The organism is Schlesneria sphaerica (assembly GCF_044336245.1).
Taxonomy (GTDB): Bacteria; Planctomycetota; Planctomycetia; order Planctomycetales; family Planctomycetaceae; genus Schlesneria; species Schlesneria sphaerica.
Map to the genome: position 1 here is coordinate 2,054,676 of NZ_CP172346.1, position 24,812 is coordinate 2,079,487.

The following is a 24,812-nucleotide window of genomic DNA, read 5'->3' on the forward strand; positions in this document are numbered from 1 at the left end:
TGTTTGAAACCTGTCCTCAACGACGGGAGGTAAATCATGCAACGCTATCGTAACCCTGCTCTGAAACAACTTCGCGACCAGCAGATCAAGTATGCTCCTCGCGATGTTCAACTGACGCAGATTTCCCGTGCTGAACGCCTGATGGACGAACTGAATCCAGCAGGAACCTATCGATATCCCGAGATTTGCGAAAAGATCACCACGTATCGTGGAGAAATGTATCCGGATCTCGTCGTCAGTGGCGCTGAAGCGGTCCATGATCTTCGCTGTTTCGTGGAAGATCTGTCTGAAAACGCCGATATTTCCGCGGATAGCGCCGGGGAAGAAGTCTGGACCGTTGAAGACGTCAGCAAACGATTTAACGTTTCGTCCAAGACCGTTTCCCGTTGGCGAGATCGAGGTCTCGTCAGTCGGCGATTTCGCTTCGGTGGGCGAAAACGCGTCGGTTTTTTGCGCTCCTCAGTCGAACGCTTCGTCACCAAACATGCCGAAGATGTCGATCGTGGCTCTCAGTTCAGCCAACTGAGTGTAGAGGAACGAGAAAAGCTGATTCAACGTGCTCGCCGGCTCGCCAAGGCCGGGGGCTGCCCCACCGAAATCAGTCATCGGCTGGCCCGCAAGTTCCGCCGATCGCCGGAAACGGTGCGGTACACACTCAAGAACTATGACAAGGATCATCCCGAAGCCGCGGTGTTCCCCAATGCTCTCAATACCATTACTGAAGAGCACAAGCTGGAGATCTATCGCAGCTTCCGCAAGGGTGTTCCTGTGGACGAGATTGCCCAGAAGTTCGGGCGGACTCGAGCCAGCATCTATCGGATGGTCGCAGAAGTGCGAGCCGAACAGCTGCTCGAAAAACCGATCGACTTCATGAGTTCGCCGATGTTCGAAGAAGCGGACGCTGCAGCCAAAATCCTTCAGCCAGCTCCTGTGGCGGAAAAGAAATCGGCTCCAGTGAAAACGCCGCCTGGGCTGCCGCCGTACCTGAACAGCCTTTACGCGGTGCCACTTCTGACGAAGGACGAGGAAGTTTACTACTTCCGTAAGATGAACTTTCTGCTGTATCAAGCTTCAAAGCTTCAGGGACAGATCGATCTCACTCAGCCGAAAACCAAAGATATGGACGCCATCGAGCGTCTGATCGGGCAAGCCAATGAAGTCAAGAATTTCTTGATTCGCAGTAACTTGCGTCTGGTGGTGTCGATCGCCAAGAAGCACATGAAGCCGAACTCGAATTTCTTCGAGATGGTCAGCGATGGTAACATTTCGTTGATTCGTGCCATCGAAAAGTTCGACTACACGCGTGGGTTCAAATTCTCGACCTACGCAAGTTGGGCCATCATGAAGAACTTCGCTCGGTCGATTCCTGCCGAGTACACCCAATTGGAACGTTTCCGAACGGGGAATGAGGAAGTTTTCCACCAGGCATCCGATCCTCGCAGCGAACGTTTGAACGAAGAAGTCGTCAACAAACGCCAGCACGAAGCTCTGATGCAGATTCTTTCACAGCTTGATCCGCGAGAACGTGACATCATCGTTTCGCGGTATGGCCTGAAAGAAGGAAAGCCCGCTCAAACACTCGAACAGGTCGGACAGAAGCTGGGCGTCACAAAAGAGAGAATTCGTCAACTGGAATCTCGGGCACTCCAGAAGCTGCGCAAGATCGCCGAAGACGAGCATCTCGACGTTCCGGGTATCTAGTCTGAATCGACGCTGAGTTACCTTAATATCGGGTTGCTTTTAAAGCGGCGTTTTGTTGGAAACGACAGAACGCCGCTTTTTTTACGTACACCGCCAAGTTTCTCGGAAAAGAGACCCCGGTTACGCAACCTCGCTGGGAGGAGCGGCTCATCGGGATGCCACCAAGAGTGAACAGCCGCGCCGACAGTGTCACATGTCATTGACGAGTGCTGAGGTCTCGGCAATCTCATCCGCCAGCTCCGTCCGCTCCTTGTCAGAAAGGACGAGGCTTTGGACTGTTGCCAGAGACCGGCTGGCAGCCGCGAATTTCTTAAGACGTGCGGCCAGTTCCGCGTGATAGATCAGCGCTCGGGCTCGTGCGAAAGGGGGTGCATCGGGGAACCGTTTTAATCCCGTCTCCAGAGTCCGGTAGGCCTTGCGATCATCGCCGTGCGCATCTGCCAGTCTGGCCGCCAAATCAAGGAAGTGCGAGAGATCTTTGACCGATTTCTCGTCGATCTCGGCATCCTCTTCCGTCTCGCCAAGTCGGGAAATACGCAACCAGTTCCCCCCAACGTCAACCACGCTGAAACCATAGACGGTTCCGAACCGTTTGCGAGGACGCATGATTCGCGGAATTCCTGAGATGGGTAGCTTCTTGTACGCCGAGCGCAAACCTTCAGCGAACGATCGGTACAGTTCATCGGGGTCGGGAACACAGATAATAACACTCCCATAGGACTGTTCAGGATCAAATCCCGCCATCCCAAACAAGTGAATGTGCATACCGCCTCTGGCCACGACGGCGTACGGGTTGGGCCTTACCTGACGATACGTCTTCACGAATCCAAGGACTGCATAGAACTCGACGGCCTCGTCAATATCGCGACACGGAAGTATCGGATACATACGCTCGTTCGCCATACGATCACCTCGGTGACAGGAAAAGCACAGCGCGAGCACTCCATCGGTACCGCACTGACAATCACGTTAGCCACGCGGGAAAGACTTTGCGAGATCAGGCCCAATCTGTCACGTTGAGTCTCAAGTACGACCGACGGCACGTACACTCCAGGAAATTACCGACTGCCCATGGGCTCAATGCCCTCGCCAGCAGGGAATCCGGCGCCCAAGGCCCATTTGAAGCGTCTGCCGAGATGACATCCAGACAGGAATGTTCCTACGGTCACAAGGTGCGTCGGGGCAGCAAAGCGTTCCCGCCGGAAAGCAGAAGAGACAGAGCAGACACGGGGTATGCTCTGTCTCACATCTTCGTTGAGCCGCTGCAAACGGTGACGGCAACAACGCGGTCGACGTTTCCACATCCGTCCTGCAAAGCAAACCGAGAAGCCGCAAACCTGCGGCTCCTCAATAGCTCTTGTTACTGCAGCCCCGGAATTTCGGCGGTCGCTATCGTTCCCGCAATCATTCCGCAGTAGCGGACTTGGGCCACAGTATCAGAAATCCAATGGCGCCGGCGATCAACGAAGCGACAAAGATCGCGATCTTGGCAGCCGCGTACGTCGCCTGATCCGGGAAGGCAATTCCGGCGATGAACAAGGACATCGTGAAACCAATACCCCCCAGTGCCCCCGCACCACACAGTTGTCTCCATGTGTAGGCATCCGGCTTGTCCGCGATACCGCTACGAACGGCCAGCCACGACGCGGTAATAATTCCGACCGGTTTACCAATAATCAGCCCCAGTGCGATCGCTGCAATCAATCGACCCCGCCCTTCAAGGACGCCGGGTGTCCAGGTGACTCCCGCATTTGCTAATGCGAAAATCGGCAAGGCCACGTAACTCGACCAGGGTTCAACCGAACGAAGCAGCCGGTCGTTTGGTGACTCCATGCGATTATAAATGGCGTCCAGCGTGCGAAGCGTTCCTTCAGAGGGACCATTTCGCATTGCCTCCCCGGCGTGACTCTCCTCGCGGTTGATCACTGCCGAAGCCTGAGTGAGCAGCGCCTTGAGATTCGCGGGAGGTCGCGCGGGAATCAGGATGGCCATAATCACTGCTGCCAATGTCGCATGCAGCCCCGCTTCGTGAAGGACAAACCACAGGGCCACGGCGCACACGGCGTAGGGGAGTGAGCGATACACACCGATCCGATTGAGTGCCACAACAACGGCAGTCACAGCCCCCCCCGCGATCAGATAGAGGGTGTTGATCGACTCTGTATAGAAGAACGCGATAATCAGAATCGCAACGACGTCATCGATGATTACGGCAGCCGTCAGAAATACTCGCAGCGCAATCGGAACGCGGGAACCGAGCAGTACGATCAGAGCCACGGCAAAGGCAGTGTCGGTTCCAATCGGAATTCCCCACCCCTGTCGCAAGTCTGCCGGCACGATCGAAGCGTAAATGATTGCCGGAAGCGCGATCCCGCCAATCGCGGCGATCACCGGCAACGCCCCCGAACGAAATGTCGCCAGGTGACCGACCGTAAATTCCCGTTTGATTTCCAGACCGACAACAAAGAAGAACACGGTCAGCAACCCGTGGTTGACCCAGTGCAGCAGCGAATGAGAAAACGTCATACTGCCCCAGATGAAGCCCAACTGCTTCTGCCAGAAGGCTTCAAACGCAGAGCTGAGGGGAGAGTTGCTCAGCACGATCGCCAGGAGCGTGGCCAACCCGAGCAAAAGGCCTGATGAGGGTCCCCAATGAACAAAGTTGAAGGCCGCAGCCTGGATCCGATGCCCAAGTGGCGCAAGCATCGCGTCGGCAAGTGAGCTCTCATCCCACGTGTCTGTATATCGACGTCCGTTAATAAAGAACGCAGGCGTCTCAATGACACCGCTGCGATGCGCGCTGTCAACGTCTTCCTGCACCGCGATTCTGGCCGCTTCGGCTCGTGGGGTACCGGCCAGAGCATCGTCGGTGACACCGTACTCCCGCGCAGCCTCTTCGATTCCCGCGTTATTTAACGTCGGACCTCGCTCCATGAACGACTCATGCAGGTCCCAGAAATTCCCCGTAGTGTCAAAGACGCGTTCGGCGACCTCTGCGGCACGCTGTGCATCCGGCTTCCCCTCAACGGGCAGATGCCTGAAAACATACCGCATGCGATCACCGAATCGATTGCGGAGCGCTTCGACCACCACGTGAACGGCACGACAGCGGTAGTCCGCATAACTGCCGTACTGCACGAGGGTCATTTCCGCGTCTGGAGGTCCCAGGATGTGATCGTGTAGGGGATCGACAGGAGGATCAAGCTGTCGTACTGCGGCAGGCGTCATTGATGAACTCCTTAATTGACTAGATGGTGTGTCTCGCGAGATTACGTAAACGATGGGAGAGTGGCTTTCGCCCGCTTCGGTATTCGGACGGAGCAAACAGATTACGCACAGGATCGTGACTCGGTTCAGAATCGAGTCACTCCGATTTGGATCGAATGAGGTCCCTCATTCGACAGTCAGTCGCCAATGCTGCGCATTCCGGGCCCTGCGTGAACCCGGAGATGGCTGATGACAGACTCACATGAATTGAGAGAGACGAGCTCAGTCCTCTGGGGTCGGCGCGTCTTTGCTTCTGGATATATAAACAGAACAGGGAGCATTATGCGCGACAAACATGGATACGGACCCCATGAAGAATCGGCGGATGGGGCCATACCCGTGCGAGCCGACAACGATCAGATCGGCCTGCCAGTCTTCGGCTTCACGGACAATCCCATCCTTGGGATTTCCCTCCAGCAATTTCGACTGAACTGTCAGGTGCGGCGCAGCTTTTCTCAGTCGCGCTGTGGCTGCCTGCAAAACCCCAGTGACTTCCTGCCGCTGTTGCTGAACCAATTCATCGTAGGCGGTGGAACTGCCTGGCATACGGCCCCGCCCGAGAGGCGCATCGACGATCACCACTTTGACAATCGTTTCTGATGGCCACGGCATGCGACTTGTCTCATCGATCGCAGCATCACTGCACCGAGAGCCATCAACTGCCAGTAGAATTCTCATCACAAACCTCTTTAATGGAAGTCGAATTCAAGTCAAAAGTAGAAAGCGGACCACGGAGAAAAACACAATCCGTTCCTGCAAAACGGGAAGCCAGTTCCGCGCTTGCGACAGGAGTTTTCTGCCCACGTTCAATTGTTGCTGAATGCGGGTAGCCAAATCGTGAAATGTGGATTATGAAACGAGATTATCGTCATCCGCCGACACCGTCCGAGCGTATTGTTGCAGGTCGAGCTCTGAAGGGAAGGCTTCTCCCTACCAGGAATTGGCCAGAAGTCAATTGATTTTTAATTTTCGAGAATTGAAGAGAAACTCAGGCCCGCTGAATGGGTAGAGTCCAGAACGACAAACGATGCAAAAGTCACGTCCCCGCAACACACCTGGCTTTAAGCGCAGGTGATATGAACTGAGGTTGGATGATTTTTAGAAGATCCACTATTCCGACGGCTCCGAGTCTGTCGGTGCTCGCCACAACCGGGACAGAAAACGCAGGAGATCGGAATGAGTGAAACTCATCGAGTGCACGGTACCGTCATTTCGGTACGAAGCAGCGTTGTGGATGTGCATTTTCCTGCTCAACTTCCCGAGCTCAATTCCGAATTGCGTGCAGGACCGGACGATTCCATCATCATCGAGGTCGTCACGCATTTGACGCCCCAGATCGTGCGTGGCATCGCCCTGACTCCGACAGCCGGATTGGCACGGGGTTCCACCGTTGTCGATACCGGCCACCCGCTGTTGGTTCCCGTGGGACAACGCTTACTCGGGCGCGCCGTGAACGTGTTCGGAAAGGCTCTCGACGAAAAGGAGGAACTGACCGATGGCATTCGACGGCCACTGCACAATCCTCCGATCTCGTTGGCTCGCCAGGGAACCACAACAGAGATTTTCGTCACAGGGATCAAGGCAATCGATCTGCTGTCACCGCTGGAGCGGGGTGGCAAGGCAGGGCTGTTCGGAGGAGCCGGTGTCGGTAAGACCGTGCTCATTACCGAATTGATCAACAATGTGGTCGGCCGTCATGATGGTGTCACCATCTTCTGCGGTATTGGCGAACGATCCCGCGAAGCAGAAGAGCTCTACCGCGACGTCGATGAAGCGGGTGTGCTCAAGAGTACCGTCCTGGTCTTCGGTCAGATGAACGAGCCTCCAGGTGCGAGATTCCGCGTCGGTCATGCCGCGTTGACGATGGCGGAATACTTCCGCGACGATCACAAGCAGGACGTCCTCCTGTTGATGGATAACATCTTCCGGTTTATTCAAGCCGGATCCGAGGTCTCCGGGCTCTTAGGGAGACTCCCCTCTCGCATGGGATATCAGCCGACGCTGGGGACTGAGCTGGCGGAACTGGAAGAACGGATCTGCACCACCAACGAGGCCGCGATTACCTCGGTTCAGGCGGTCTATGTTCCCGCAGATGACTTCACAGACCCGGCGGTCACACACACCTTCGGACACCTCTCATCGCTGATCGTCCTCTCTCGCGATCGGGCGAGTCAGGGCTTTTATCCCGCGATCGATCCTCTGCGCTCAGAATCCAAAATGTTGACGCCTCCCCTCGTGGGAGAACGTCACTACAACGTCGCCCGACGCGTTCGAGAGACACTGGCTGGCTACGAAGATCTCAAAGACGTGATCGCCATGCTGGGACTGGAAGAGCTTTCCCGCGACGATCAGAAACTCGTCCACCGTGCGCGACGGCTCGAACGATTCCTCACTCAGCCCTTCTTCACAACGGGCCAGTTCACAGGCCGCGAAGGAAAGATGGTCGATCTGGAAGATACGCTGACCGGTTGTGAGCGGATTCTGAATGACGAGTTCTCTGATTACCCCGAACGAGCGTTGTACATGATCGGTACCATTGACGAGGCCCGCAAATCATGAGCATGCGCGTCAAAATTGTGGTCCCGTCCGGCATTTTTCTGGAGCAGCGCGCGCTCAAAGTCGTCGCGGAAGCCAAGAATGGATCCTTCTGTCTGCTCCCTCGCCATGTCGATTTTGTCACGGCACTGACGTCCGGAATTCTTTCTCTGACACCAGATCTTTCTGCAGAAACGGACCCACAAACAACTCAAGACGATGCCAGTGATCTCTACATCGCCATCGATGAAGGGATTCTTGTCAAACGGGGCGCCGACGTCCTCGTGTCGACGTGGAATGCGGTACAAGGTCCGCTGGGAGAGCTCAACAAAGCCATACAGGCTCAGTTTGCCGCCCTGGGAGAAAAGGAACAACAGGCACGACTGGCGCTCGAACACCTCGAGGCCAGCCTCGTCCGCCAGGTCCTGGGGCGGGAAGGAGGGGGCTATGTCTGAGCAACCACATGACCACAACGCGCCGCTGGATGATCCGCAATTCGTATCTCGCAACCTCGACCGCTTCCGTAAACAAATTGAAGCCCGCGAAAAGCAGAAAGTCTCTGCACGTCAGCACAAGGACCATACGCTGCTGGTGGGATTCAGTGCCTTTGGAGCAGTCGGATGGTCCATCGCCGTCCCGACACTGCTTGGTGTGATACTTGGACTCTGGCTTGATCGAAGATTCCCCGGCCACTTCTCATGGTCGTTGGCGATGCTATTAGCCGGCGTCACATTAGGCTGCCTGAGTGCCTGGCTTTGGGTCAGTAAAGAACAGCAGTCTATCGACAATCGGAGGAATGATTCTCATTGACGACCCTGGACTTTATCTACCTGGTACTGGCCTTCGGGGCTGGACTGGCCGTCGGGTTGCTCTACTTCGGCGGCCTGTGGCTTACCATCCAGCAGCTTCCCCGAACACGCATGCCCGTACTACTCGTCATGACCAGTGCGATTATCCGCACGCTGGTGACGATCGGTGTGTTCTATCTCGTCATGGGGGACCGCTGGGAACGGGCAATCGCCTGTCTCGTTGGCTTTATCACGATGCGGCTGTTCTGGGTTGCCTCAGTTCGATCTCTCCAGGCAAGTGAGTCATCCATTCGTAAAGAAGAAATGCCGCAATGAATATTACTCCCGACACGATCATCTACTTCCAGGCAGGGTTCGTGAAAATCAATGCGACCCTGGTCTTCACCTGGCTGGTGATGTTCCTGCTGGCAGCAGGATCATGGCTGATCACTCGAAATCTCTCGAGCGGCACAAATCTCAGCCGAGGGCAAAATCTGCTCGAAATCATTGTCAACATGATCCAGAGCCAGTTGCGCGAAGTGACCGAGCAAGACCCTGGTCGCTTCCTCCCCTTTATCGGCACCTTGTTCCTGTTCATTCTGACCTGTAACACCCTCTCGATCGTTCCCGGCTTTCATCCCCCGACCGGGTCCCTCTCAACCACCGGGGCTCTGGCATTATGTGTGTTCGTCGCTGTCCCTTATTTCGGCATTACCTCCCGAGGCTGGAAAGCCTACCTGGGTGATTATCTCAAGCCGACTCCCATGATGCTCCCCTTCAATATCATGGGCGAACTGACCCGGACCTTATCTCTGGCCATCCGCCTTTTCGGCAACATGATGAGCGGTTCGATGATCGCAGCAACCGTGCTGGCGATTGCGCCGCTGCTGTTCCCGATTGTGATGAATGCCCTGGGACTGCTGCTCGGTGTCATTCAAGCCTACATCTTCTCAATCCTGGCTCTGGTCTTTATTGCCTCAGCAAGCCGCAGCCACGATGAATTACATGCAACGCAGGACCTCACCTCAGAAAACGGAGATCTTTCATGAATAGTGTCGATTTGATCGGCATGGTTTCGATCATCACGGCGGGCGCAACGATTGGATTTGGTGCGCCGCTGACTGCAATTGGTGAAGGGTATGCGATTGCCAAAGCCATGACGGCACTGGCACAGCAGCCGGATGCTTCACCTACGATCACGCGAACGCTGTTCATCGCGATCGCCATGATCGAATCCTCTGCCATCTACTGCTTCGTGGTGTCGATGATCCTCATCTTCGCAAACCCATTCTGGAATCACGTGGTTCAAGCTGCAGGAGGCCAGTAGTGCAAATCGACTGGTTTACCCTGATCGCACAGATCATTAACTTTGCCATCCTGGTCTGGCTGCTGCATTACCTGCTGTACGATCGAATCGTCCGGGCAATGGACGAGCGAGAGAAAAAGATCGTCAGCCAGTTGGAATCCGCCGCCGAAGAACGTAAGGCGGCAGCGGCCGAGAAAGAGACATACCGCGCCAGGATTCACGAAGCAGATCAACAAAAGCAGGCGATGCTGGCTGTGGCCAAACAGGAAGCCGAGGCCTATCGACAGCAGTTGATTAAAAAAACGGAAGCGAATTCCGAAGAGGTCCGCTCGCAGTGGTATGAAGCCCTTGAGCGGGAACGGACGGAAATCCTCGACGACGTACAAGAAAAAGTCGCTCAGCAGGTCGTCTCGATCACGCGCCACGCGATGAATCAGATCGCCAACACCGATCTCGAATCGCAAGTTCTGAACGCCTTTCTGAACCATTGGGATGCACTCGATGAACGCGAACATCAGGCGATGGTGAGTGCCGCCCGAGAAGCGTCAGGACACGCCGAGGTAAGAACATCATTTCCTGTCGCGGAAGATCTGCGCGAGCAACTCCGTACGCATCTCGCCGAGTCACTCAAGCAGGACCTGGAGATCGAATTCACGACGATTCCCGAGTTGATCTGCGGAATCGAGCTCCGAATCCAGTCCCAACGCCTGGTCTGGAGTCTCGATTCCTACCTGACAGACCTCGAGAACGTGATCTTTCAATCCATTGAAGAAAAAGTGATCGAGCATGGTAAGCCCCAAAGCGATAAAGCCTGAACAACCCCCTGTGCCCACGATGCCCACCGTGCAGCCTAATCTGACTTCGACTTTGGCTGAGACGTTCGCGCTCATCGATCACAGCCTTTCCCGGTCGCAGTCAGAACTCGCCACTCAGGAAGTCGGACGAGTCATCTCTGTCGGCCAGGGGGTCGCACAAGTCCGCGGGATTCCTGGAGTACAGGCCGAGGAACTGATCCGCTTTCAAGGCGGTACTCTGGGGATGGCTTATAACCTCGATCCCGATGAAGTTGGCGTGGTGCTGCTCGGGTCGAGCAACAAGTTGATCGCAGGAATCCCTGCCTATCGAACGGGACGCATCCTGGATGTTCCCGTCGGCGATCAATTGATCGGCCGGGTCGTCAGCGCACTCGGGCAACCCCTCGATGATCAGGGCCCCTTACGCATGCCGCAGCGACGGACGATCGAACGGCCCGCACCACCGATCATGCATCGTGCCCCGGTCACGAAGCCGCTGCAGACGGGGATCAAAGCCATCGATTCACTTCTTCCGATTGGTCGCGGCCAGCGGGAATTGATTGTCGGCGACCGCCAGACCGGCAAAACCGCAATTGCCCTCGATACCATTCTCAACCAGCGGAATACGAATGTCCTGTGTGTGTACTGTGCGATCGGACAACGCAACTCAGCCGTCGCCAAGTTCCTCGCTCAACTTCAGCATTATGACGCCCTGAAATACACATTGGTCGTCGTCGCCTCGGGGGACGATTCACCAGGCGTCCAGTTCATCGCACCGTATGCTGCGACCACCATGGCCGAGTACTTCATGGAGCAGGGGCGGGATGTGCTCATCGTTTATGATGACCTGACGCGACATGCCCGTGCCTACCGCGAACTCTCTCTGCTGCTCCGTCGACCGCCCGGCCGCGAAGCTTACCCCGGCGATATTTTTTATCTTCATTCCCGGTTGCTCGAACGCTCGACGCACCTGCGCGAAGAATATGGGGGCGGTTCGCTGACGGCACTGCCGATTGCAGAAACCCAGTCCCAGAACATTTCGGCTTACATTCCCACAAACCTGATTTCCATCACCGACGGACAAATCGTGCTCTCGCCGGATCTGTTCCGCAAAGGAAACCTGCCCGCCATCGATGTCGGAAAGTCCGTCTCCCGAGTCGGGGGCAAAGCACAACTCCCCTGCTATCGGTCCGTTGCCGGGGAACTGCGACTTTCCTACTCGCAGTTTGAAGAGCTCGAAGTCTTCGCCCGCTTCGGCACCCGCATCGATGACGAGACCCGCAAGTTGCTGGAACGGGGTCGACGCGTCCGCGAAGTCTTTAAGCAGATGCAGTACGAAACCATGCCTCCGGCCGAACAGGTGGCCGTCCTGCTGGCGGCCATTGAAGGAGTGCTCAATCAGGTTCCTCTGGCCAACGTTCACAAAGCAGAACAAGCCATCTGCGAGGCCGTCAACGCAAACCTTTCCGAACTGCTCGCCCGGATGACCTCCGCCGAAAAACTGACGAAGGAAGATCGAGAAGAGCTGCTGAAAGTCGCCGCCGCTGCGATCGAGAGCCTCAAGGAGTAAGAACCGTCATGGCACAGACCCTCGAGGCAATGCGACGGCGAAAAGAGAGCGCCAGTGACCTGTACTCGGTCGTGCGCGTGATGAAAGCCCTCGCCGCCGCCAATATCCGGCAGTGCGAAAAAGCGGTCGAATCGCTCCACGACTATGCCCGGACGGTCGAAGACGGTCTCCAGATCGCCGTTCGACATCGGGCCGGGATGCTGGGGAACGATCCTGTTCCCGGCAAACGCTGGTGCGTCGTCGTCTTTGGGTCGGACCAGGGAATGTGCGGTTCATTCAACGAACAGATCACTCAGTACGCCCTGGAGGAATTCCGCACGCTCACGAGTAGTCCCGAAGATCTGACTCTGCTCGCCGTCGGTCTCCGCATCGTCGGACGACTGGAAGATGCAGGCTATCCCATCGCTGAGGATTTGATGGTCCCCAGCACGATCGACAACATCACACCGCGTGTGAATGACCTGCTGCTGAAGATTGAGCAGCTCCGTTTCCAAAAGGGAATCAACCAATTCCTGCTCATCCACCATCGCCCCGCCGGGTCATCATTCCAACCCGACAAACGACAGTTGTTGCCCATCGACCGGAAATGGCTTCACGATCTGTCCCACAAAAAGTGGAAGTCCCATTCCCTTCCCACCTACACACTCGAATGGGAACAGCTCTTTTCATCGCTCGTTCGTCAGCACCTGTTCGTAACGCTCTATCGCGCATTCGCGGAGTCCATGGCGAGCGAGAATTCGAGTCGGCTGGCGTCGATGCAGGCCGCTGAGAAAAACATCGAGACCCACCTGAACGAACTGACCAAAGAATATCACCAGCGAAGACAGCAAGGCATTACTGAAGAACTGCTGGACATCGTCGCAGGCTTCGAAACCCTGACGCAAAAGCCACGAGCGAAAACCCCATAGCCAGTCTCAGGTGTTACACCCCTCCGGACGCCGGCCCAGGCCCCATTCGTCGAGCGATGACAACGGGTCGACGGAACACGTCCCCACGGTCGGCGAATCAGCGTCTGCAGCAATAACGGACCCTGCCACCCAGCAGTCTGTTGAAAAAATGGGGACTGGCTCCGAAGTCCGCTCGAAATCAATGAGCAATCTACATTGCACAAGGTGCCCGTCCCACGTTTTCCAAAGGCAGCCGGTGGTGTCAATCTGTTCCGCTCTCCGTATCCTCTATTCACTAAAATAGAGGGTTCTATTGTGAGACATGCTACCAGATCTGTTAGAAATTGATACATTGCTGCAGACCTGTTCAAAATAAGATTGGCGACCTTCTTAAGGAAAGAATCCATCTTGGCTGGAGATGACAGCATTCGCGGTTTGCGAGAGGCCCTTGCTCAGACACCCGACAACGTCCCTCTGCGAAAACTGCTGGCAGAGACGCTGCTGGGTTTCGGGCGCGCGGATGAAGCCGAACAGGAATTCCGCGAAGCCCTCTCTCGCGATCGGAACAATGCGGAACTGAAGCTGGGACTGGCGCGCGCGTTTGAGCAACAGGGAAAATCGTCCCACGCGATTGTGATCGTCGAACAACTGATTAAAGACCGGGATACCCCCGCAGCCGCCTATCTGCTCCATTCGCGATTACTGTTTCAGCAGGGGGATATCGAGTTCGCGGTGACCGAGTATCGTCGCGCCGTCAGCGAGGACGAATCGCTGCGCGACCCTGTCTTCGCTGCAGAACTGGGAGTAGACGCCGATGAAACGTCAGACGTCGTTGAGGGGAAAGTTCGAGCGGCCTGGAATGGTGATGACGACTCCTCGTCGCCGTCCCTCAGTTCCGTCGAGCGTCCGAAGATCAACTTTGGGTCGGTCGGCGGCATGGACGCCCTCAAAGAAGAAATTCGCATGAAGATTATTTACCCGCTGCAGCATCGCGAGATGTTCGCGGCCTACGGGAAGACAATCGGCGGCGGAATCCTGATGTACGGCCCCCCGGGCTGCGGCAAGACGCACCTTGCACGGGCCACGGCGGGCGAAATCAATGCCGAATTCATCTGCATCGGGATCAACGATGTCCTGGATATGTGGATTGGAAACAGCGAGAAGAAACTGCACGAGCTCTTCGACTATGCCCGGTCGCATCAACCGTGTGTCCTGTTCTTCGACGAAGTGGATGCCCTGGGTGCCAGTCGTACGGATATGAAGACGAGTGCCTCTCGGCATCTGGTGAATCAGTTCCTGGCGGAACTCGACGGCGCCAAATCGTCGAATGAAGGGGTGTTGATTCTGGCAGCGACCAACGCACCCTGGCACCTGGATCCGGCATTTCGGCGTCCCGGCCGATTCGACCGTATCCTGTTCGTTCCACCACCCGATGAACCGGCTCGCGCAGACATCCTGCGATTGCACCTGACGGGCAAGCCGGTCGAGACCATTGACCACGGACAGGTGGCTCGAAAAACAAAGGACTTCTCCGGGGCTGATATGAAGGCCATCGTCGATCAGACGGTCGAAGCAAAGCTGCGGGAAGCAATGAAGACAATGCGGCCGATTCCCATCACAACCGGGGATCTGGTTTCCGCAGCTGCCAGCCTGCGACCCTCGACAAAAGAATGGTTCACGTCAGCCCGCAATTATGCACTGTATTCCAACCAGGGTGGTCTGTACGACGATATCCTCAAGTACTTGAAACTCAAATGAGCATCCACATCAGTCGTGCGCAACTTCTGTACCAGCAGCATCGCTACAGCCTGGCCGAGGACGAGCTGCGGTTGGCCCTGGCGGAAGGGACCGATGCGCCCACCGCGCACGCGTTGCTCGCCCTGTGCCTGTACATGCAGGACAAGCTGGACGAAGCGATCACGGAAGCGGAAGCCGCGATCGGGGAGGCACCGCAAGAGGCCTTAGGCTTCTATGCACTCGCAGCAATCCAGCGACATCGGCGGCGCTGGAAAGAAGCCCGGACAGCAATTGAAGAAGCCATTCATCTCGAACCCTGGGACGCAGATCACTTCGGTATTCTGGCGAGCATCGAAGCGGGACAATATCGCTGGACGCAAGCGCTGGAGGCGGCCGAACAAGGACTGGAATGTGACCCGGATCACGTCAACTGCAATAACATGCGAGCGGTTGCACTCGTCAATCTCGGTCGTAAAGACGAGGCCGGCCAGTCCATCGACGCCACGCTGAGCCGGAATCCCGAGGACGCCGTCACTCACGCCAATCAGGGTTGGACGAAACTGCACCAGGGACTTCCTGCTGACGCCGCGACGCATTTTCGCGAAGCATTACGGCTGGAACCGAATCTGGAGTGGGCGCGGCTGGGCATGGTAGAAGCCATGAAGGGGCGATTCTTCCTTTACGGCTGGTTACTGAAATTCTTTCTCTGGATGACCCGCTTCCCTCCCAATGTCCGATTCGCCCTGGTCCTGGGAATGGTTTTCGGCCAGTTTGCCCTCACAAGCCTCATGCGAATGGCTCCAATGCTTGAGCCACTGGCGGGGCCCATCAGCCTCGTCTACGTCCTGTTCGTCTGGATGACCTGGACCGCTCCGTCGTTGTTCAATCTGGTCCTGCAAACCGACTCCTTCGGCCGGCTGATTCTCAGTCCGAGCGAACGCCTGGAATCAATGCTGATCGGCGCCTGCCTGGTCATGGGCCTGCTGGTCGCTTCAGTCTCTTTCCTTTACGACCTCGCAATCGCCCCGGTCTTCTGGAAAACGGGACTGTTGTATCTGGGGCTGATGCTACCGCTGTCCGCCACCTTTCGGCAGAGTCCTGAACATCGAACGCTGTTCGCCGTCTACACATTGGGCGTCGCGATCTGCATTCTGATGGCGACCTACACGACCTGGGATTTCGCAAACAGAATCAACCCGGTCCTGCGTGAGCCAACACTCCCTCAGGAACTGGAACAGCACATCAGAGCTGCGGGGGCAAAATCATCACAGTGGTTCCGATATTCCGTCTGGGGAATCGTCCTCTCAACCTGGCTCAGTGCCGGATCGAGTCTCAGATCAGGTCGAAGCTGAATGAACACGCCCGTTCCGCTTCGAACCGATTCAGGTATCTGCCTCGCCACAGAGTTAGCACGTCGCCGGTCGTCAATTCGGAGTGGCAGCCTTCCCCAAGCCCAAGGACACGACAAGCTGTTCCCCACCGGTGCAGACGAGCCGGTAGCAGAGGAGACGGTGGCAGCGTCGCTAGTAGCAGAATCCTCCGTAGCAGAATCGACTGACTCGGCGGAGTCGACGGTAAGGTCCAGAATCGATGGTACAACACCCAGGAGGGAAGGGGACGCCGAAGGAGTCCGGCCCCTTGGGGTGGAAGTGTCGGCCAAATGACTTATTGATCGAGGAGATTCCATTGAGATACGTCACAACCGCAATGTTCCTGTCCATGTCCCTGTCCGTGTCCGTGTCCGTGGTACTCACCACTGGATGCGACACGCGGAACCAGCTTCCCGACGTTCCGCATCGGGTGACACGGATCGAAGACTCCGACGAGGAAATGAACGCGGCGATGCAGAAAGCCAAGGAGACATTCCACCAGTTCGAAAAGAATTGGCAGCGGCTGGATATTGAAGGTTACAGCATCAAACTGGGCCTCAAAACAGATCACGATGGACTGGAACACATTTGGTTTACTCCCACCAAGATTGACGCCAACCAGATTACCGCGACCTGCGCAAATGACCCCGTCGAAATCTCACGCCTCAAGTTCGGAGACACGGTCAAAGTCGATCGGTCCGCGGTGTCCGACTGGATGATCCACGAAAACGGAAAATGCTACGGCGGCTACACCATCCGCATCCTCGCCGAACGAGAACCAGACCACGCCCCACCCCTGATCTACGCCGACTACCCCGAGTAACGCAAAATCCAATCGCAACGGCATCCGTCGCGACACTCCCGCGCGACACGACAGAAATGATGAAACGGATCAATTTCCTGCATCGTTGCTGCTCGACGCGCGGGCCGACATGACCAGACCGGTCGCAAACTGCACGAGAGGTTGCTGCATCAAGAAAGGCATCGACCACCGCCTCGGGCCAGCACCGTCACTACGACCGCAGCGAAACCCGCGAAGTCTTCTCATGAGCAGGTAGGTGCTGGGACACAGCCCGTTCTGTTCCTCGCCTTGGGTGGAGATTAAAAAAAGCCGACGAGGACGTCGGCGATCCCGGGACCGCCGACGTCCCCGTCGGCACGAACGGATGCGGGTCACCCAAACCTACTCCGACCTCGAAGGGCCAGTAGATAGCCCGAGCACAGAATGGGAGGTGCTGGGGACACGGCCCGCACAGTTCCTCGCCAAAGTTCCTTTGATTTCGCGCGTCCCAAAACCCCTATTCAATGCCGACTCGACCCACCTCAAACTTGACAAGCACGCAGATATGCAGTGCCCCCGCATCCTGCAAAGCTCTACGAACGTCTAGTCCCGCAATCTGATCTGGCTACCTCGCTCCACGTTTCTCCCCTAACCGACAGCAGATGCACCGCAGCAAGCAGCGCCCGAAACAATCCGCAGCACCTTGAGCTTGGACATCCAAACCTCCGGACTTGTGGCTATGGTTCAGAACGCTGCTGACGGCAAATCCCAGCCGGTCCCGCTCTGCCTGCGGCACAACAGGATATGCCCTGTCCCCCATGACCCTGGCGTTCACAAACGGAGTCCATGGTTTACGAGCATATTCTCATTCACGTCGATATTTTTTGATGCGTTGCATTCAGCTGACCCGATGGATGAGCTACAATCGATCGTGGTGCGATTTCGACCTCGAGTGGAAATGAAATGTCCTGTTCTCCTGTGGGTCTTCGATTTCGAGTCCTTTCCATTGCGGGACTCGCTTGCGTTCTGTGTGCAGTTTCCGTGGGAGCAGCAGGTGAGCAACCTGTCAGTTTTGTGAACGATGTCGTTCAAGTACTGACAAAGTCAGGGTGCAACTCGGGGGCTTGCCATGCGAAAGCAGGCAACGGTCAGAACGGCTTTCAATTGTCTTTGCTCGGTTTCGAACCCCGAGAAGATTTTGAACACCTCGTGAAAGAAGGGCGTGGCCGACGGTTGTTTACGTTAGCGCCCGAACAAAGTTTGCTGTTAAAGAAGGCCTCAGGTCAGCTTCCGCACGGCGGTGGCATACGACTCGAATACTCGTCGCCCGGCTATGCATTACTGCGGGATTGGATTCGGCAGGGGGCTGTTTACGACAATGACAGTGACCCTAAGTTCGTTTCATTCGAACTTCAACCGAGTCGTGGTTCACTCAAACCTAATGACCAGCAACAGTTGTGTGCGATCGCTCGATATTCCGATGGCACGAGTCGCGATGTCACCGAATCGGCGCTGTATGAATCCAGCGACAGTGCGATGGCGGAGGTGACGCCTCAGGGGTTGGTGAAAATCCAGGACATTTCCGGAAATGTCGCGATTATGGTCCGCTACCAGGGGCATGTGGCGGTGTATAGCGCTTCGGTCCCATTAGGTGCCCCGGTCGAATACGTCCCCCCAGCCAAAAATTTCGTCGATGAATTGGTTTTCTCTAACCTCAAAGAGATCGGCGTTCCTCCGTCAGCCGTCTGCGATGACGCCACGTTTCTCCGAAGAGTTTCACTTGATATTGGGGGGCGCTTACCAACCGCAGAGGAAGTGAAGAGATTTCTGGCAGACGAAGATGTCAATAAGCGAGATCGAATCATCGATGCCTTATTGCAAAGTTCTGACTATGCAGATTTTTTCGCGAGTAAGTGGACCGCCCTGCTCAAAAATCGACGCGACGATACCAGTGACATCGTCTCCAATTTTGCCTTTCATTCCTGGGTCCGTGATAGTCTGCTGGCGAACAAGCCGTATGATCAATTCGTGCGAGAGCTGTTGGGGGCTACAGGGAGCGTGATCGGCAATCCGCCGGTCGCCTGGTACAAGCGCGTCAAAGACCCGAAACAACAGATCGAAGACGTGGCTCAGCTGTTTCTGGGCGTTCGGATGCAGTGTGCCCAATGCCACCATCATCCCTTTGAGCGATGGAGTCAGGACGACTACTACTCGCTGGCCGCTTTTTTCACTCAAGTTGGTAGAAAACCGTCGTCAACCCGTGGCGAAGATCTGATTTTTCACAAGCGCGGAATCGCGATGGCGACCAATGTGAAAACGGGAGTCCGGCTAAAACCCGCGGCACTAGGGGACCCTGCTCCTGAGATCATGCCCGATGAAGATCCTCGGCTGCGACTGGCTGATTGGATGAGTTCCCCGCAGAATCCGTATTTCGCAAAATCATTGGTCAACCGATATTGGAAGCACTTTTTCCAACGAGGATTGATCGAGCCCGAAGACGACATCCGCGATACCAATCCACCGACGAATCCCGTGCTGCTTGCGGCGCTGGAAAAACACTTCATTTCCAGCGGATTCGATTTGAAAGATTTGGTCCGCACACTGACGCGTTCCCAAACATATCAGCTCAGCGAGATTCCGAATGCCCACAACATCGCAGACCGTCAAGATTATTCGCGGTACTACCCGCGACGGTTGCAGGCAGAGGTTCTGCTTGACGCCATCGATCAACTGACAGACAGCCCCACGGACTTTCCAAACCTGCCGCCAGGAACACGAGCGGTGGCCTTACCTGACAATAGTTACAATCGATCGTCCATGTTTCTGCGGGTTTTTGGACGACCCGAAGGGGAAAGTGTCTGTGAATGCGAACGTGTTCAATCCTCTAGCCTCGCCCAAAGCTTGCACCTGATCAATTCGGGCGAGATGAAGTCAAAACTGGCCAATCCAAACGGTCGAGCCGAGCGACTCGCCAAAGAAGAGAAACCAGTCGATGAGAAAATTAGGGAACTCTATCTGTCTGCATTCTCACGTGAACCTCGGCCCGATGAACTGAAGACGGCGATCGATTTTTTGACCGAACCGCAGGTCGGTGCCGACGGTCAACCCGTCGATGCACAAAAGGCTGCGAGAGAAAATTTTCAAGATTTGATCTGGGCTTTGATCAATACCAAAGAATTCTTGTTCAATCATTAGGCAAACGAAGATGCTCTTCGCACTTTCATCACGAGGCCCGGTGGCCATTTGCGTATGCAAACTGGCGTTTGCATCATCGCTGTGTCTGGCCTTGGTAGGGCTAAACACAACCCTCGTTGCCCAGTCGGTATGCCTGCCTGCTCCGCGGTTATTGACCACGATGCCAATGGGTGGTACGTCGGGATCTACGGTCGAAATCACGATCAGTGGTGAAAATCTCGAAGAAGCTGATGAGCTGATCTTCTCAGATTCACGCATCACTGCGGTTCATAAGATCAACGCCGACGGACAGAGAGAGCCAAACAAATATCTTGTCTCTATCGCAGGCGACTGTCCAACGGATGTCTACGAAGCGCGAGTGATGACTCGTTTGGGAATTTCATCCTCACGAGTCTTCTCCGTAGGACGATTGCCCGAATTCGTCCAGACAAAGCCGTGCACGTCGCTTTCGACCGCGATGAAACTGCCACTGAATTCGGTTTGCAACGCGGTCATGAGTCTCCGAGCCGTCGACTATTTTGTGTTCGAAGCAAAACAAGGCCAGCGCATCGTTGCAGAATGCGCATCGCGCGGCATCGATTCGAAACTGGACGCAGTACTGATTATCGCCGACGCCTCCGGTAACGATCTGCTGGTTGAGCGCCGCAGTGGGCTGCTGGACTTCATTGCTCCCCATGACGGCGAATATGTCATCAAGGTTCACGAGATGACATTTGGTGGCGGACCTGCATTCTTCTATCGGCTCGTTTTGCGAGAATTGGCAATTGGGGAGCCAGTTGTGCGGCATCCATCGACTCGTTCTGTCAGTTCATTCTCGTGGCCTCCCACAGATCTTCCTGACCAGGCCACTTTGACTGAGGTTGAACCGAATAACGACCATTCAAAAGCTCAGAAGATCTCGTTGCCGTGCGATATTTCAGGACGATTCTTTCCCGCAGCCGATGTCGACGTTTTTGAATTTGAGGCGAAGAGGGGTGAAATCTGGTGGATCGAAGTGGCGTCGGAACGCCTCGGATTGCCCACAGATCCTGCCATTCTCGTCCAGCACGTCGCAAGGTCTGGAGCCAACGAAATGTTAACGGATGTCGCCGAGCTCAGTGATATCCCGAGCCCTGTACGAGTCTCCAGTAACGGTTATGCCTATGATGGCCCTCCTTACGATGCGGGATCCGCAGACGTCCTGGGGAAGCTCGAGATCAAAGAAGACGGGATTCATCGACTGCAGCTTTCGGATTTGTTTGGCGGAACTCGAAATGACCCCAGAAACATCTATCGCCTGATCATTCGCAAAGCAGCTCCCGACTTTGCACTTGTCTCGTGGGCGTTACACATGGAACTGCGGAATGGAGACCGCAATGCCCTGTCTAAGCCGATTGCCTTACGTGGCGGTAGCACGATGGCGATGGAGGTCGTCGTCATTCGACGCGATGGATTCGACGGCGAAATTGACCTGCAAATGACAGGACTTCCTGAAGGAGTGACCGCTAAGGGATTGAAAATTCCTGCGGGCAAAACTCGGGGAGTCATGCTGATTTCAACTCATCAGGACGCACCTCGATCGCGCGCCACAACCAATTTTGTGGGAAGCGCCCAGATCAACGGGACAACGGTCACTCGAACCTGTCGACTGGCATCCATGGCATGGCCGATTCCAGATTCTTGGAGCGAAATTCCCAGCCCGCGACTGTTAGCCGATGTTCACGTTTCGGTCAGTGGTATCGAATACGCTCCGCTCACGATCGCCCCCAGTCAAAAGAATGTCGTGGAAACGACAGCCGGTGAAAAGCTGACAATTCCTCTCGTTCAAATCCGTCGTTGCGAATTCTCGGGAGCCACGATGCAGTTGAAGGCGTTTGGCGCGGGTTTTGAACATCTTCCTCCATTCGATGTCCCACTGACAGCCGACTTCTCGCAAGCAACAATCGATCTGGCAGCAATGAAAACTCCGCCAGGCGATTATCTCATCGGCTTTTACGGAAGTGCTGTGGCGAAATATCGACGGCAGGCGGAAATGGTCATCGCCGCTCAGAATGCCCATCAACAGGCGGAACAAGAACAGCTCGCACTGGCCGCAACTGCCGCAAAACTGGCAGAAGATGCCAAGGCCGCTCCGGCAGATCTCAAGGCAGCAGCGGATCAGGCAGCTGAAGCCGCTGTATCGCGACACAAATCCGCGGTTGCTGCCGTGGCCGCAGCAGCCGATCGACTCAAGAAAGTAACCGAGATTGCGAGTCCCGTGGATCTTGTCGATATCGTCGTATCCGAGCCAATCGCCATCCGCGTGAAGCCCAAGGAAGCGTCGGCCCAATAAGTCTCTGAACAGAATGCATGGTGATTTATGACTGAATCTCAATCTGCGAGAATGGCCTCCTGCTGCCCTGGACCAGGTGCTTGGCGGACAACGGGTCGCCGTCATTTTCTTCAGACAGGTATCGCGGGGTTCGCCTCACTGAGTTTGCCTCAGGTTTTAAAGCTCCGTTCACAGCGAACTCTTAGTGCAAGCGAAACGACAGCGGCGCAGCGGAAGAAGACAGCTGTGATCATGGTTTGGCAGCCCGGCGGGTGTTCGCACATCGATACGTACGACCCCAAGCAAGATAGCGGCAGCGAATATCGTGGTCCGTTCAGCACGATCTCGACAAAAGTTTCGGGCCTTCAGTTTACGGAACTGCTTCCGCGGCAAGCGGCGATCGCCGACAAATTCACGGTTTTACGATCGATGCAGCAGACGGCGGGCGGACATCCTGCGGGGTCGATGCAGTTGCTTTCAGGGGATCCCGATACGCGCGATAAGCCCAAACCACGCTATCCCGACTGGATGACGGTCGCGAATTACCTGCGTTCGCAAGCCGAGCCCCGCCAGAATCCCTTGCCAGCTTATGTCGGTATTAACCCACCGCTGGAATATAACGGCCCCGCCTATCTAGGTGATGCGTACTCTCCCTTTACCGTGATGGGCGATCCCAATTCACCGTCATTTTCTGTTCCCAATATTGGTTTGGCTGACACGAGCGAAGTGACACGACTCGGCCGACGTTCCAACTTGCGACGGAATCTCGACACGCTCGAGCGAGCGTTTGACCAACGCGCCGAACTCGCCGCTCTCGACGAATTCGAAATTCAAGCCATGACGCTGTTGACCAACCCCCGCACGAAGGAAGCGTTTGATTTGAGTCGAGAAGACCCACGAACGCGCGATCGCTACGGCCGTAACTCGTGGGGGCAACAACTACTGCTCGCGCGACGACTCGTCGAAGCAGGTGTCGAAATCATGACGACCAGCTTAAGCGGTGCACTTTGTGGTCGCGTCCATAACTGGGACGACCATGCGGTAAACCATCACGTATTCGATGCACTGCGATTTCGTTCGGCCGCCTATGATCAGGCTGTCTCTGCTTTGATCGAGGATATCTATGATCGAGGCCTTGATAAGCAAGTTCTCGTCGTAGTGACGGGTGAATTTGGTCGTACGCCGAAGATTGAATATTCGCCAAGCACCGGTGCCGGTGATGCCAGCGCACCTGCGGGCACTATACAACCCGGGCGGGATCACTGGCCGCGAGCATTCTCGAATATCTGGGCGGGTGGTGGTATTCAGACTGGCCGAGTCATTGGTGCCACGGATAAGCGTGGGGAAGATGTCGTTGAAAGAATTTGCGGTCCCGGCGACTTCCTGGCGACAATTTATCATCACCTGGGAATCGACGCACCGAGCACCATGATCCGAGACTTCAATGGACGCCCAACACCCATCGTTGATCATGGAAAAGCCATTCCTGAACTGATGGGCTGATTCACAGCATCCAGGTCCCGTCTTGCGACTCATCGATTGATGTCGCAGCGTACGAGCCGGTACTGCCGATGGCAAAAAGTTGGCTTAAGCCCTGATGTCGGGCGTATTCGAAAGAAACGTCCGACATCAGGGCCGTGATTTGCCGCGTCTGTAATTCTGCCAACGCTTTCGAAAAGGTGATAGCAGGACAGAAATGCCAGGGACACAGCATCTATTATTGACACAGCCCGCTCAGTTCCTCGCCAAACATTCATTGCTACCGCGCGGCATAAAATTGATATTCAATGCCGTCTCAACCCACCTCAGACTTTACGGGCCCCAGATATGCAGTCTCCCCGCATCCTGCATCTATTCATTCTTCTGAGCCTCCCTTACGATCGTTTTCGTAAAATTTCCAAAAAACCTTCGCCCGAATCTGCTCCATCTGTTCTCTCAGACCCTTTTCCATACGCAACTTTCTCTGTTCGTTGATCACTATCTCTGGAACCAGAATCTCCGCGGGCGCATCAAACTCACAGAGATTATTTAACGCTTCAATCATATTATCGCCGTATCGCAGAAGCACACCACCATTGAGTAAATCTGCAGAGTAAACTGCGCCCATCGCATCAATATAGATCATGCGGCCATCCTCGCCAGCAACCCCAAGAAAAGTAAATGGGACACCAAGTACATTTTCGTACATTTCACAGTCAATTGGACTGACACGCGTCGGGCTCTCAAAAAACTGCCACTCGTAAAACGAGTTTCGCGATCTTCTGTTTGGATAAGATAAACACAATGGTCCGAATCGCTGCCATACCTCTATGGCATGTGATGACACATGCATATTAACGTCGATTCTGCTCTTGGCAAAAACATCAGCATCGAAACGCGAGTCTTCACTCCAGCCGGACTGATGTAAGCATTCGCGTGCGATTTGCGACAATTGAAAAAGGTTCAAGGTCATCTAATCTTTCTCCGGCTATCTCCGAGGAGAGTTGCTGGGGATACAGCCTGCTCAGCTCCCACCTATCTCTACGCCGTCTCACAGCGTAATATGCAATTGCCGTAACATACGACTGAGCAAGAGATTGTACTAAGACGAA

The 24,812-nt window shown here is 55.4% G+C and carries 20 protein-coding genes; 16 read left to right on the forward strand and 4 right to left on the reverse strand.

Annotated features, from left to right (window positions below; genetic code table 11):
• The first annotated feature begins 36 nt into the window (after positions 1 to 36).
• Positions 37 to 1,701 carry a sigma-70 family RNA polymerase sigma factor gene (locus ACGY09_RS07550; RefSeq protein WP_373650889.1) on the forward strand — a complete coding sequence of 555 codons (1,665 nt, stop codon included), beginning with the start codon at positions 37 to 39 and terminating at the stop codon, positions 1,699 to 1,701.
• A 189-nt stretch (positions 1,702 to 1,890) separates the two neighbouring features.
• On the opposite strand, the gene ACGY09_RS07555 is transcribed toward ACGY09_RS07550, so the two are convergent.
• From ACGY09_RS07555 to ACGY09_RS07565, 3 genes are all read right to left on the reverse strand, one after another.
• Positions 1,891 to 2,604 carry a hypothetical protein gene (locus ACGY09_RS07555; RefSeq protein ID WP_397571070.1) on the reverse strand — a complete coding sequence of 238 codons (714 nt, stop codon included), beginning with the start codon at positions 2,602 to 2,604 and terminating at the stop codon, positions 1,891 to 1,893.
• 501 nt (positions 2,605 to 3,105) lie between these two features.
• A complete protein-coding gene (gene nhaA, locus ACGY09_RS07560) occupies positions 3,106 to 4,929 on the reverse strand; it encodes a Na+/H+ antiporter NhaA (RefSeq protein WP_397571071.1) in 1,824 nt (607 codons plus the stop codon).
• Positions 4,930 to 5,190: 261 nt separating this feature from the next.
• Positions 5,191 to 5,646 (reverse strand): universal stress protein, encoded by a 456-nt coding sequence (locus ACGY09_RS07565; protein WP_373650886.1) that lies wholly within the window; start codon positions 5,644 to 5,646, stop codon positions 5,191 to 5,193.
• A 498-nt stretch (positions 5,647 to 6,144) separates the two neighbouring features.
• Here ACGY09_RS07565 and atpD point away from each other — a divergent pair, with 498 nt between their 5' ends.
• The 15 genes from atpD to ACGY09_RS07640 all read left to right on the forward strand — a co-directional run bounded on the left by atpD (position 6,145) and on the right by ACGY09_RS07640 (position 23,724).
• Complete coding sequence (gene atpD / locus ACGY09_RS07570; RefSeq protein ID WP_373650885.1) at positions 6,145 to 7,527, forward strand: F0F1 ATP synthase subunit beta; 1,383 nt, start codon at positions 6,145 to 6,147, stop codon at positions 7,525 to 7,527.
• Entirely contained in the window at positions 7,524 to 7,958 is a 435-nt protein-coding gene (locus tag ACGY09_RS07575; RefSeq protein WP_373650884.1) for a F0F1 ATP synthase subunit epsilon, read from the forward strand. Before atpD ends, ACGY09_RS07575 begins: the two co-directional genes overlap by 4 nt.
• The gene (locus ACGY09_RS07580; RefSeq protein ID WP_397571072.1) at positions 7,951 to 8,313 is read left to right on the forward strand and encodes an AtpZ/AtpI family protein; all 363 of its coding nucleotides are present in this window, start codon (positions 7,951 to 7,953) and stop codon (positions 8,311 to 8,313) included. Before ACGY09_RS07575 ends, ACGY09_RS07580 begins: the two co-directional genes overlap by 8 nt.
• Positions 8,310 to 8,627, forward strand: coding sequence for an ATP synthase subunit I (locus ACGY09_RS07585; RefSeq protein ID WP_397571073.1), 318 nt, complete (start codon positions 8,310 to 8,312; stop codon positions 8,625 to 8,627). The genes ACGY09_RS07580 and ACGY09_RS07585 overlap by 4 nt, the downstream gene beginning before the upstream one ends.
• Positions 8,624 to 9,340, forward strand: coding sequence for a F0F1 ATP synthase subunit A (locus ACGY09_RS07590; RefSeq protein ID WP_397571074.1), 717 nt, complete (start codon positions 8,624 to 8,626; stop codon positions 9,338 to 9,340). Before ACGY09_RS07585 ends, ACGY09_RS07590 begins: the two co-directional genes overlap by 4 nt.
• Positions 9,337 to 9,618 (forward strand): F0F1 ATP synthase subunit C, encoded by a 282-nt coding sequence (locus ACGY09_RS07595; protein ID WP_373650880.1) that lies wholly within the window; start codon positions 9,337 to 9,339, stop codon positions 9,616 to 9,618. Before ACGY09_RS07590 ends, ACGY09_RS07595 begins: the two co-directional genes overlap by 4 nt.
• The gene (locus tag ACGY09_RS07600; RefSeq protein WP_397571075.1) at positions 9,618 to 10,412 is read left to right on the forward strand and encodes a F0F1 ATP synthase subunit delta; all 795 of its coding nucleotides are present in this window, start codon (positions 9,618 to 9,620) and stop codon (positions 10,410 to 10,412) included. The genes ACGY09_RS07595 and ACGY09_RS07600 overlap by 1 nt, the downstream gene beginning before the upstream one ends.
• Before the next feature lie 19 nt (positions 10,413 to 10,431).
• Positions 10,432 to 11,961 carry an alternate F1F0 ATPase, F1 subunit alpha gene (locus ACGY09_RS07605; RefSeq protein WP_397571859.1) on the forward strand — a complete coding sequence of 510 codons (1,530 nt, stop codon included), beginning with the start codon at positions 10,432 to 10,434 and terminating at the stop codon, positions 11,959 to 11,961.
• A gap of 8 nt (positions 11,962 to 11,969) precedes the next feature.
• Positions 11,970 to 12,869: a F0F1 ATP synthase subunit gamma gene (locus ACGY09_RS07610; protein WP_397571076.1), complete on the forward strand. Its 900-nt coding sequence runs from the start codon at positions 11,970 to 11,972 to the stop codon at positions 12,867 to 12,869.
• Between the two features lie 387 nt (positions 12,870 to 13,256).
• Complete coding sequence (locus ACGY09_RS07615) at positions 13,257 to 14,606, forward strand: AAA family ATPase (protein ID WP_373650877.1); 1,350 nt, start codon at positions 13,257 to 13,259, stop codon at positions 14,604 to 14,606.
• Positions 14,603 to 15,937, forward strand: coding sequence for a tetratricopeptide repeat protein (locus ACGY09_RS07620; RefSeq protein ID WP_373650876.1), 1,335 nt, complete (start codon positions 14,603 to 14,605; stop codon positions 15,935 to 15,937). The genes ACGY09_RS07615 and ACGY09_RS07620 overlap by 4 nt, the downstream gene beginning before the upstream one ends.
• A gap of 334 nt (positions 15,938 to 16,271) precedes the next feature.
• Positions 16,272 to 16,778: a DUF2314 domain-containing protein gene (locus ACGY09_RS07625; protein WP_373650875.1), complete on the forward strand. Its 507-nt coding sequence runs from the start codon at positions 16,272 to 16,274 to the stop codon at positions 16,776 to 16,778.
• Positions 16,779 to 17,699: 921 nt separating this feature from the next.
• A complete protein-coding gene (locus tag ACGY09_RS07630; protein ID WP_397571077.1) occupies positions 17,700 to 19,931 on the forward strand; it encodes a DUF1549 domain-containing protein in 2,232 nt (743 codons plus the stop codon).
• 166 nt (positions 19,932 to 20,097) lie between these two features.
• Positions 20,098 to 22,242, forward strand: coding sequence for a serine protease (locus ACGY09_RS07635; RefSeq protein WP_397571078.1), 2,145 nt, complete (start codon positions 20,098 to 20,100; stop codon positions 22,240 to 22,242).
• Positions 22,243 to 22,269: 27 nt separating this feature from the next.
• Positions 22,270 to 23,724, forward strand: coding sequence for a DUF1501 domain-containing protein (locus ACGY09_RS07640; RefSeq protein ID WP_397571079.1), 1,455 nt, complete (start codon positions 22,270 to 22,272; stop codon positions 23,722 to 23,724).
• A gap of 352 nt (positions 23,725 to 24,076) precedes the next feature.
• Here the strand turns inward: ACGY09_RS07640 and ACGY09_RS07645 are convergent, their stop codons facing one another.
• Entirely contained in the window at positions 24,077 to 24,673 is a 597-nt protein-coding gene (locus ACGY09_RS07645) for an SUKH-3 domain-containing protein (protein ID WP_397571080.1), read from the reverse strand.
• Positions 24,674 to 24,812: the final 139 nt, after the last annotated feature.

Excerpts from the sequence above, each read along its gene's own strand:
- ACGY09_RS07550 (WP_373650889.1), top strand. The coding sequence starts at position 37 with ATGCAACGCTATCGTAACCCTGCTCTGAAACAACTTCGCGACCAGCAG.
- ACGY09_RS07555 (WP_397571070.1), bottom strand. The coding sequence starts at position 2,604 with ATGGCGAACGAGCGTATGTATCCGATACTTCCGTGTCGCGATATTGAC.
- nhaA (WP_397571071.1), bottom strand. The coding sequence starts at position 4,929 with ATGACGCCTGCCGCAGTACGACAGCTTGATCCTCCTGTCGATCCCCTA.
- ACGY09_RS07565 (WP_373650886.1), bottom strand. The coding sequence starts at position 5,646 with ATGAGAATTCTACTGGCAGTTGATGGCTCTCGGTGCAGTGATGCTGCG.
- atpD (WP_373650885.1), top strand. The coding sequence starts at position 6,145 with ATGAGTGAAACTCATCGAGTGCACGGTACCGTCATTTCGGTACGAAGC.
- ACGY09_RS07575 (WP_373650884.1), top strand. The coding sequence starts at position 7,524 with ATGAGCATGCGCGTCAAAATTGTGGTCCCGTCCGGCATTTTTCTGGAG.
- ACGY09_RS07580 (WP_397571072.1), top strand. The coding sequence starts at position 7,951 with ATGTCTGAGCAACCACATGACCACAACGCGCCGCTGGATGATCCGCAA.
- ACGY09_RS07590 (WP_397571074.1), top strand. The coding sequence starts at position 8,624 with ATGAATATTACTCCCGACACGATCATCTACTTCCAGGCAGGGTTCGTG.
- ACGY09_RS07595 (WP_373650880.1), top strand. The coding sequence starts at position 9,337 with ATGAATAGTGTCGATTTGATCGGCATGGTTTCGATCATCACGGCGGGC.
- ACGY09_RS07605 (WP_397571859.1), top strand. The coding sequence starts at position 10,432 with ATGCCCACCGTGCAGCCTAATCTGACTTCGACTTTGGCTGAGACGTTC.
- ACGY09_RS07610 (WP_397571076.1), top strand. The coding sequence starts at position 11,970 with ATGGCACAGACCCTCGAGGCAATGCGACGGCGAAAAGAGAGCGCCAGT.
- ACGY09_RS07620 (WP_373650876.1), top strand. The coding sequence starts at position 14,603 with ATGAGCATCCACATCAGTCGTGCGCAACTTCTGTACCAGCAGCATCGC.
- ACGY09_RS07630 (WP_397571077.1), top strand. The coding sequence starts at position 17,700 with ATGTCCTGTTCTCCTGTGGGTCTTCGATTTCGAGTCCTTTCCATTGCG.
- ACGY09_RS07635 (WP_397571078.1), top strand. The coding sequence starts at position 20,098 with ATGGGTGGTACGTCGGGATCTACGGTCGAAATCACGATCAGTGGTGAA.
- ACGY09_RS07640 (WP_397571079.1), top strand. The coding sequence starts at position 22,270 with ATGACTGAATCTCAATCTGCGAGAATGGCCTCCTGCTGCCCTGGACCA.
- ACGY09_RS07645 (WP_397571080.1), bottom strand. The coding sequence starts at position 24,673 with ATGACCTTGAACCTTTTTCAATTGTCGCAAATCGCACGCGAATGCTTA.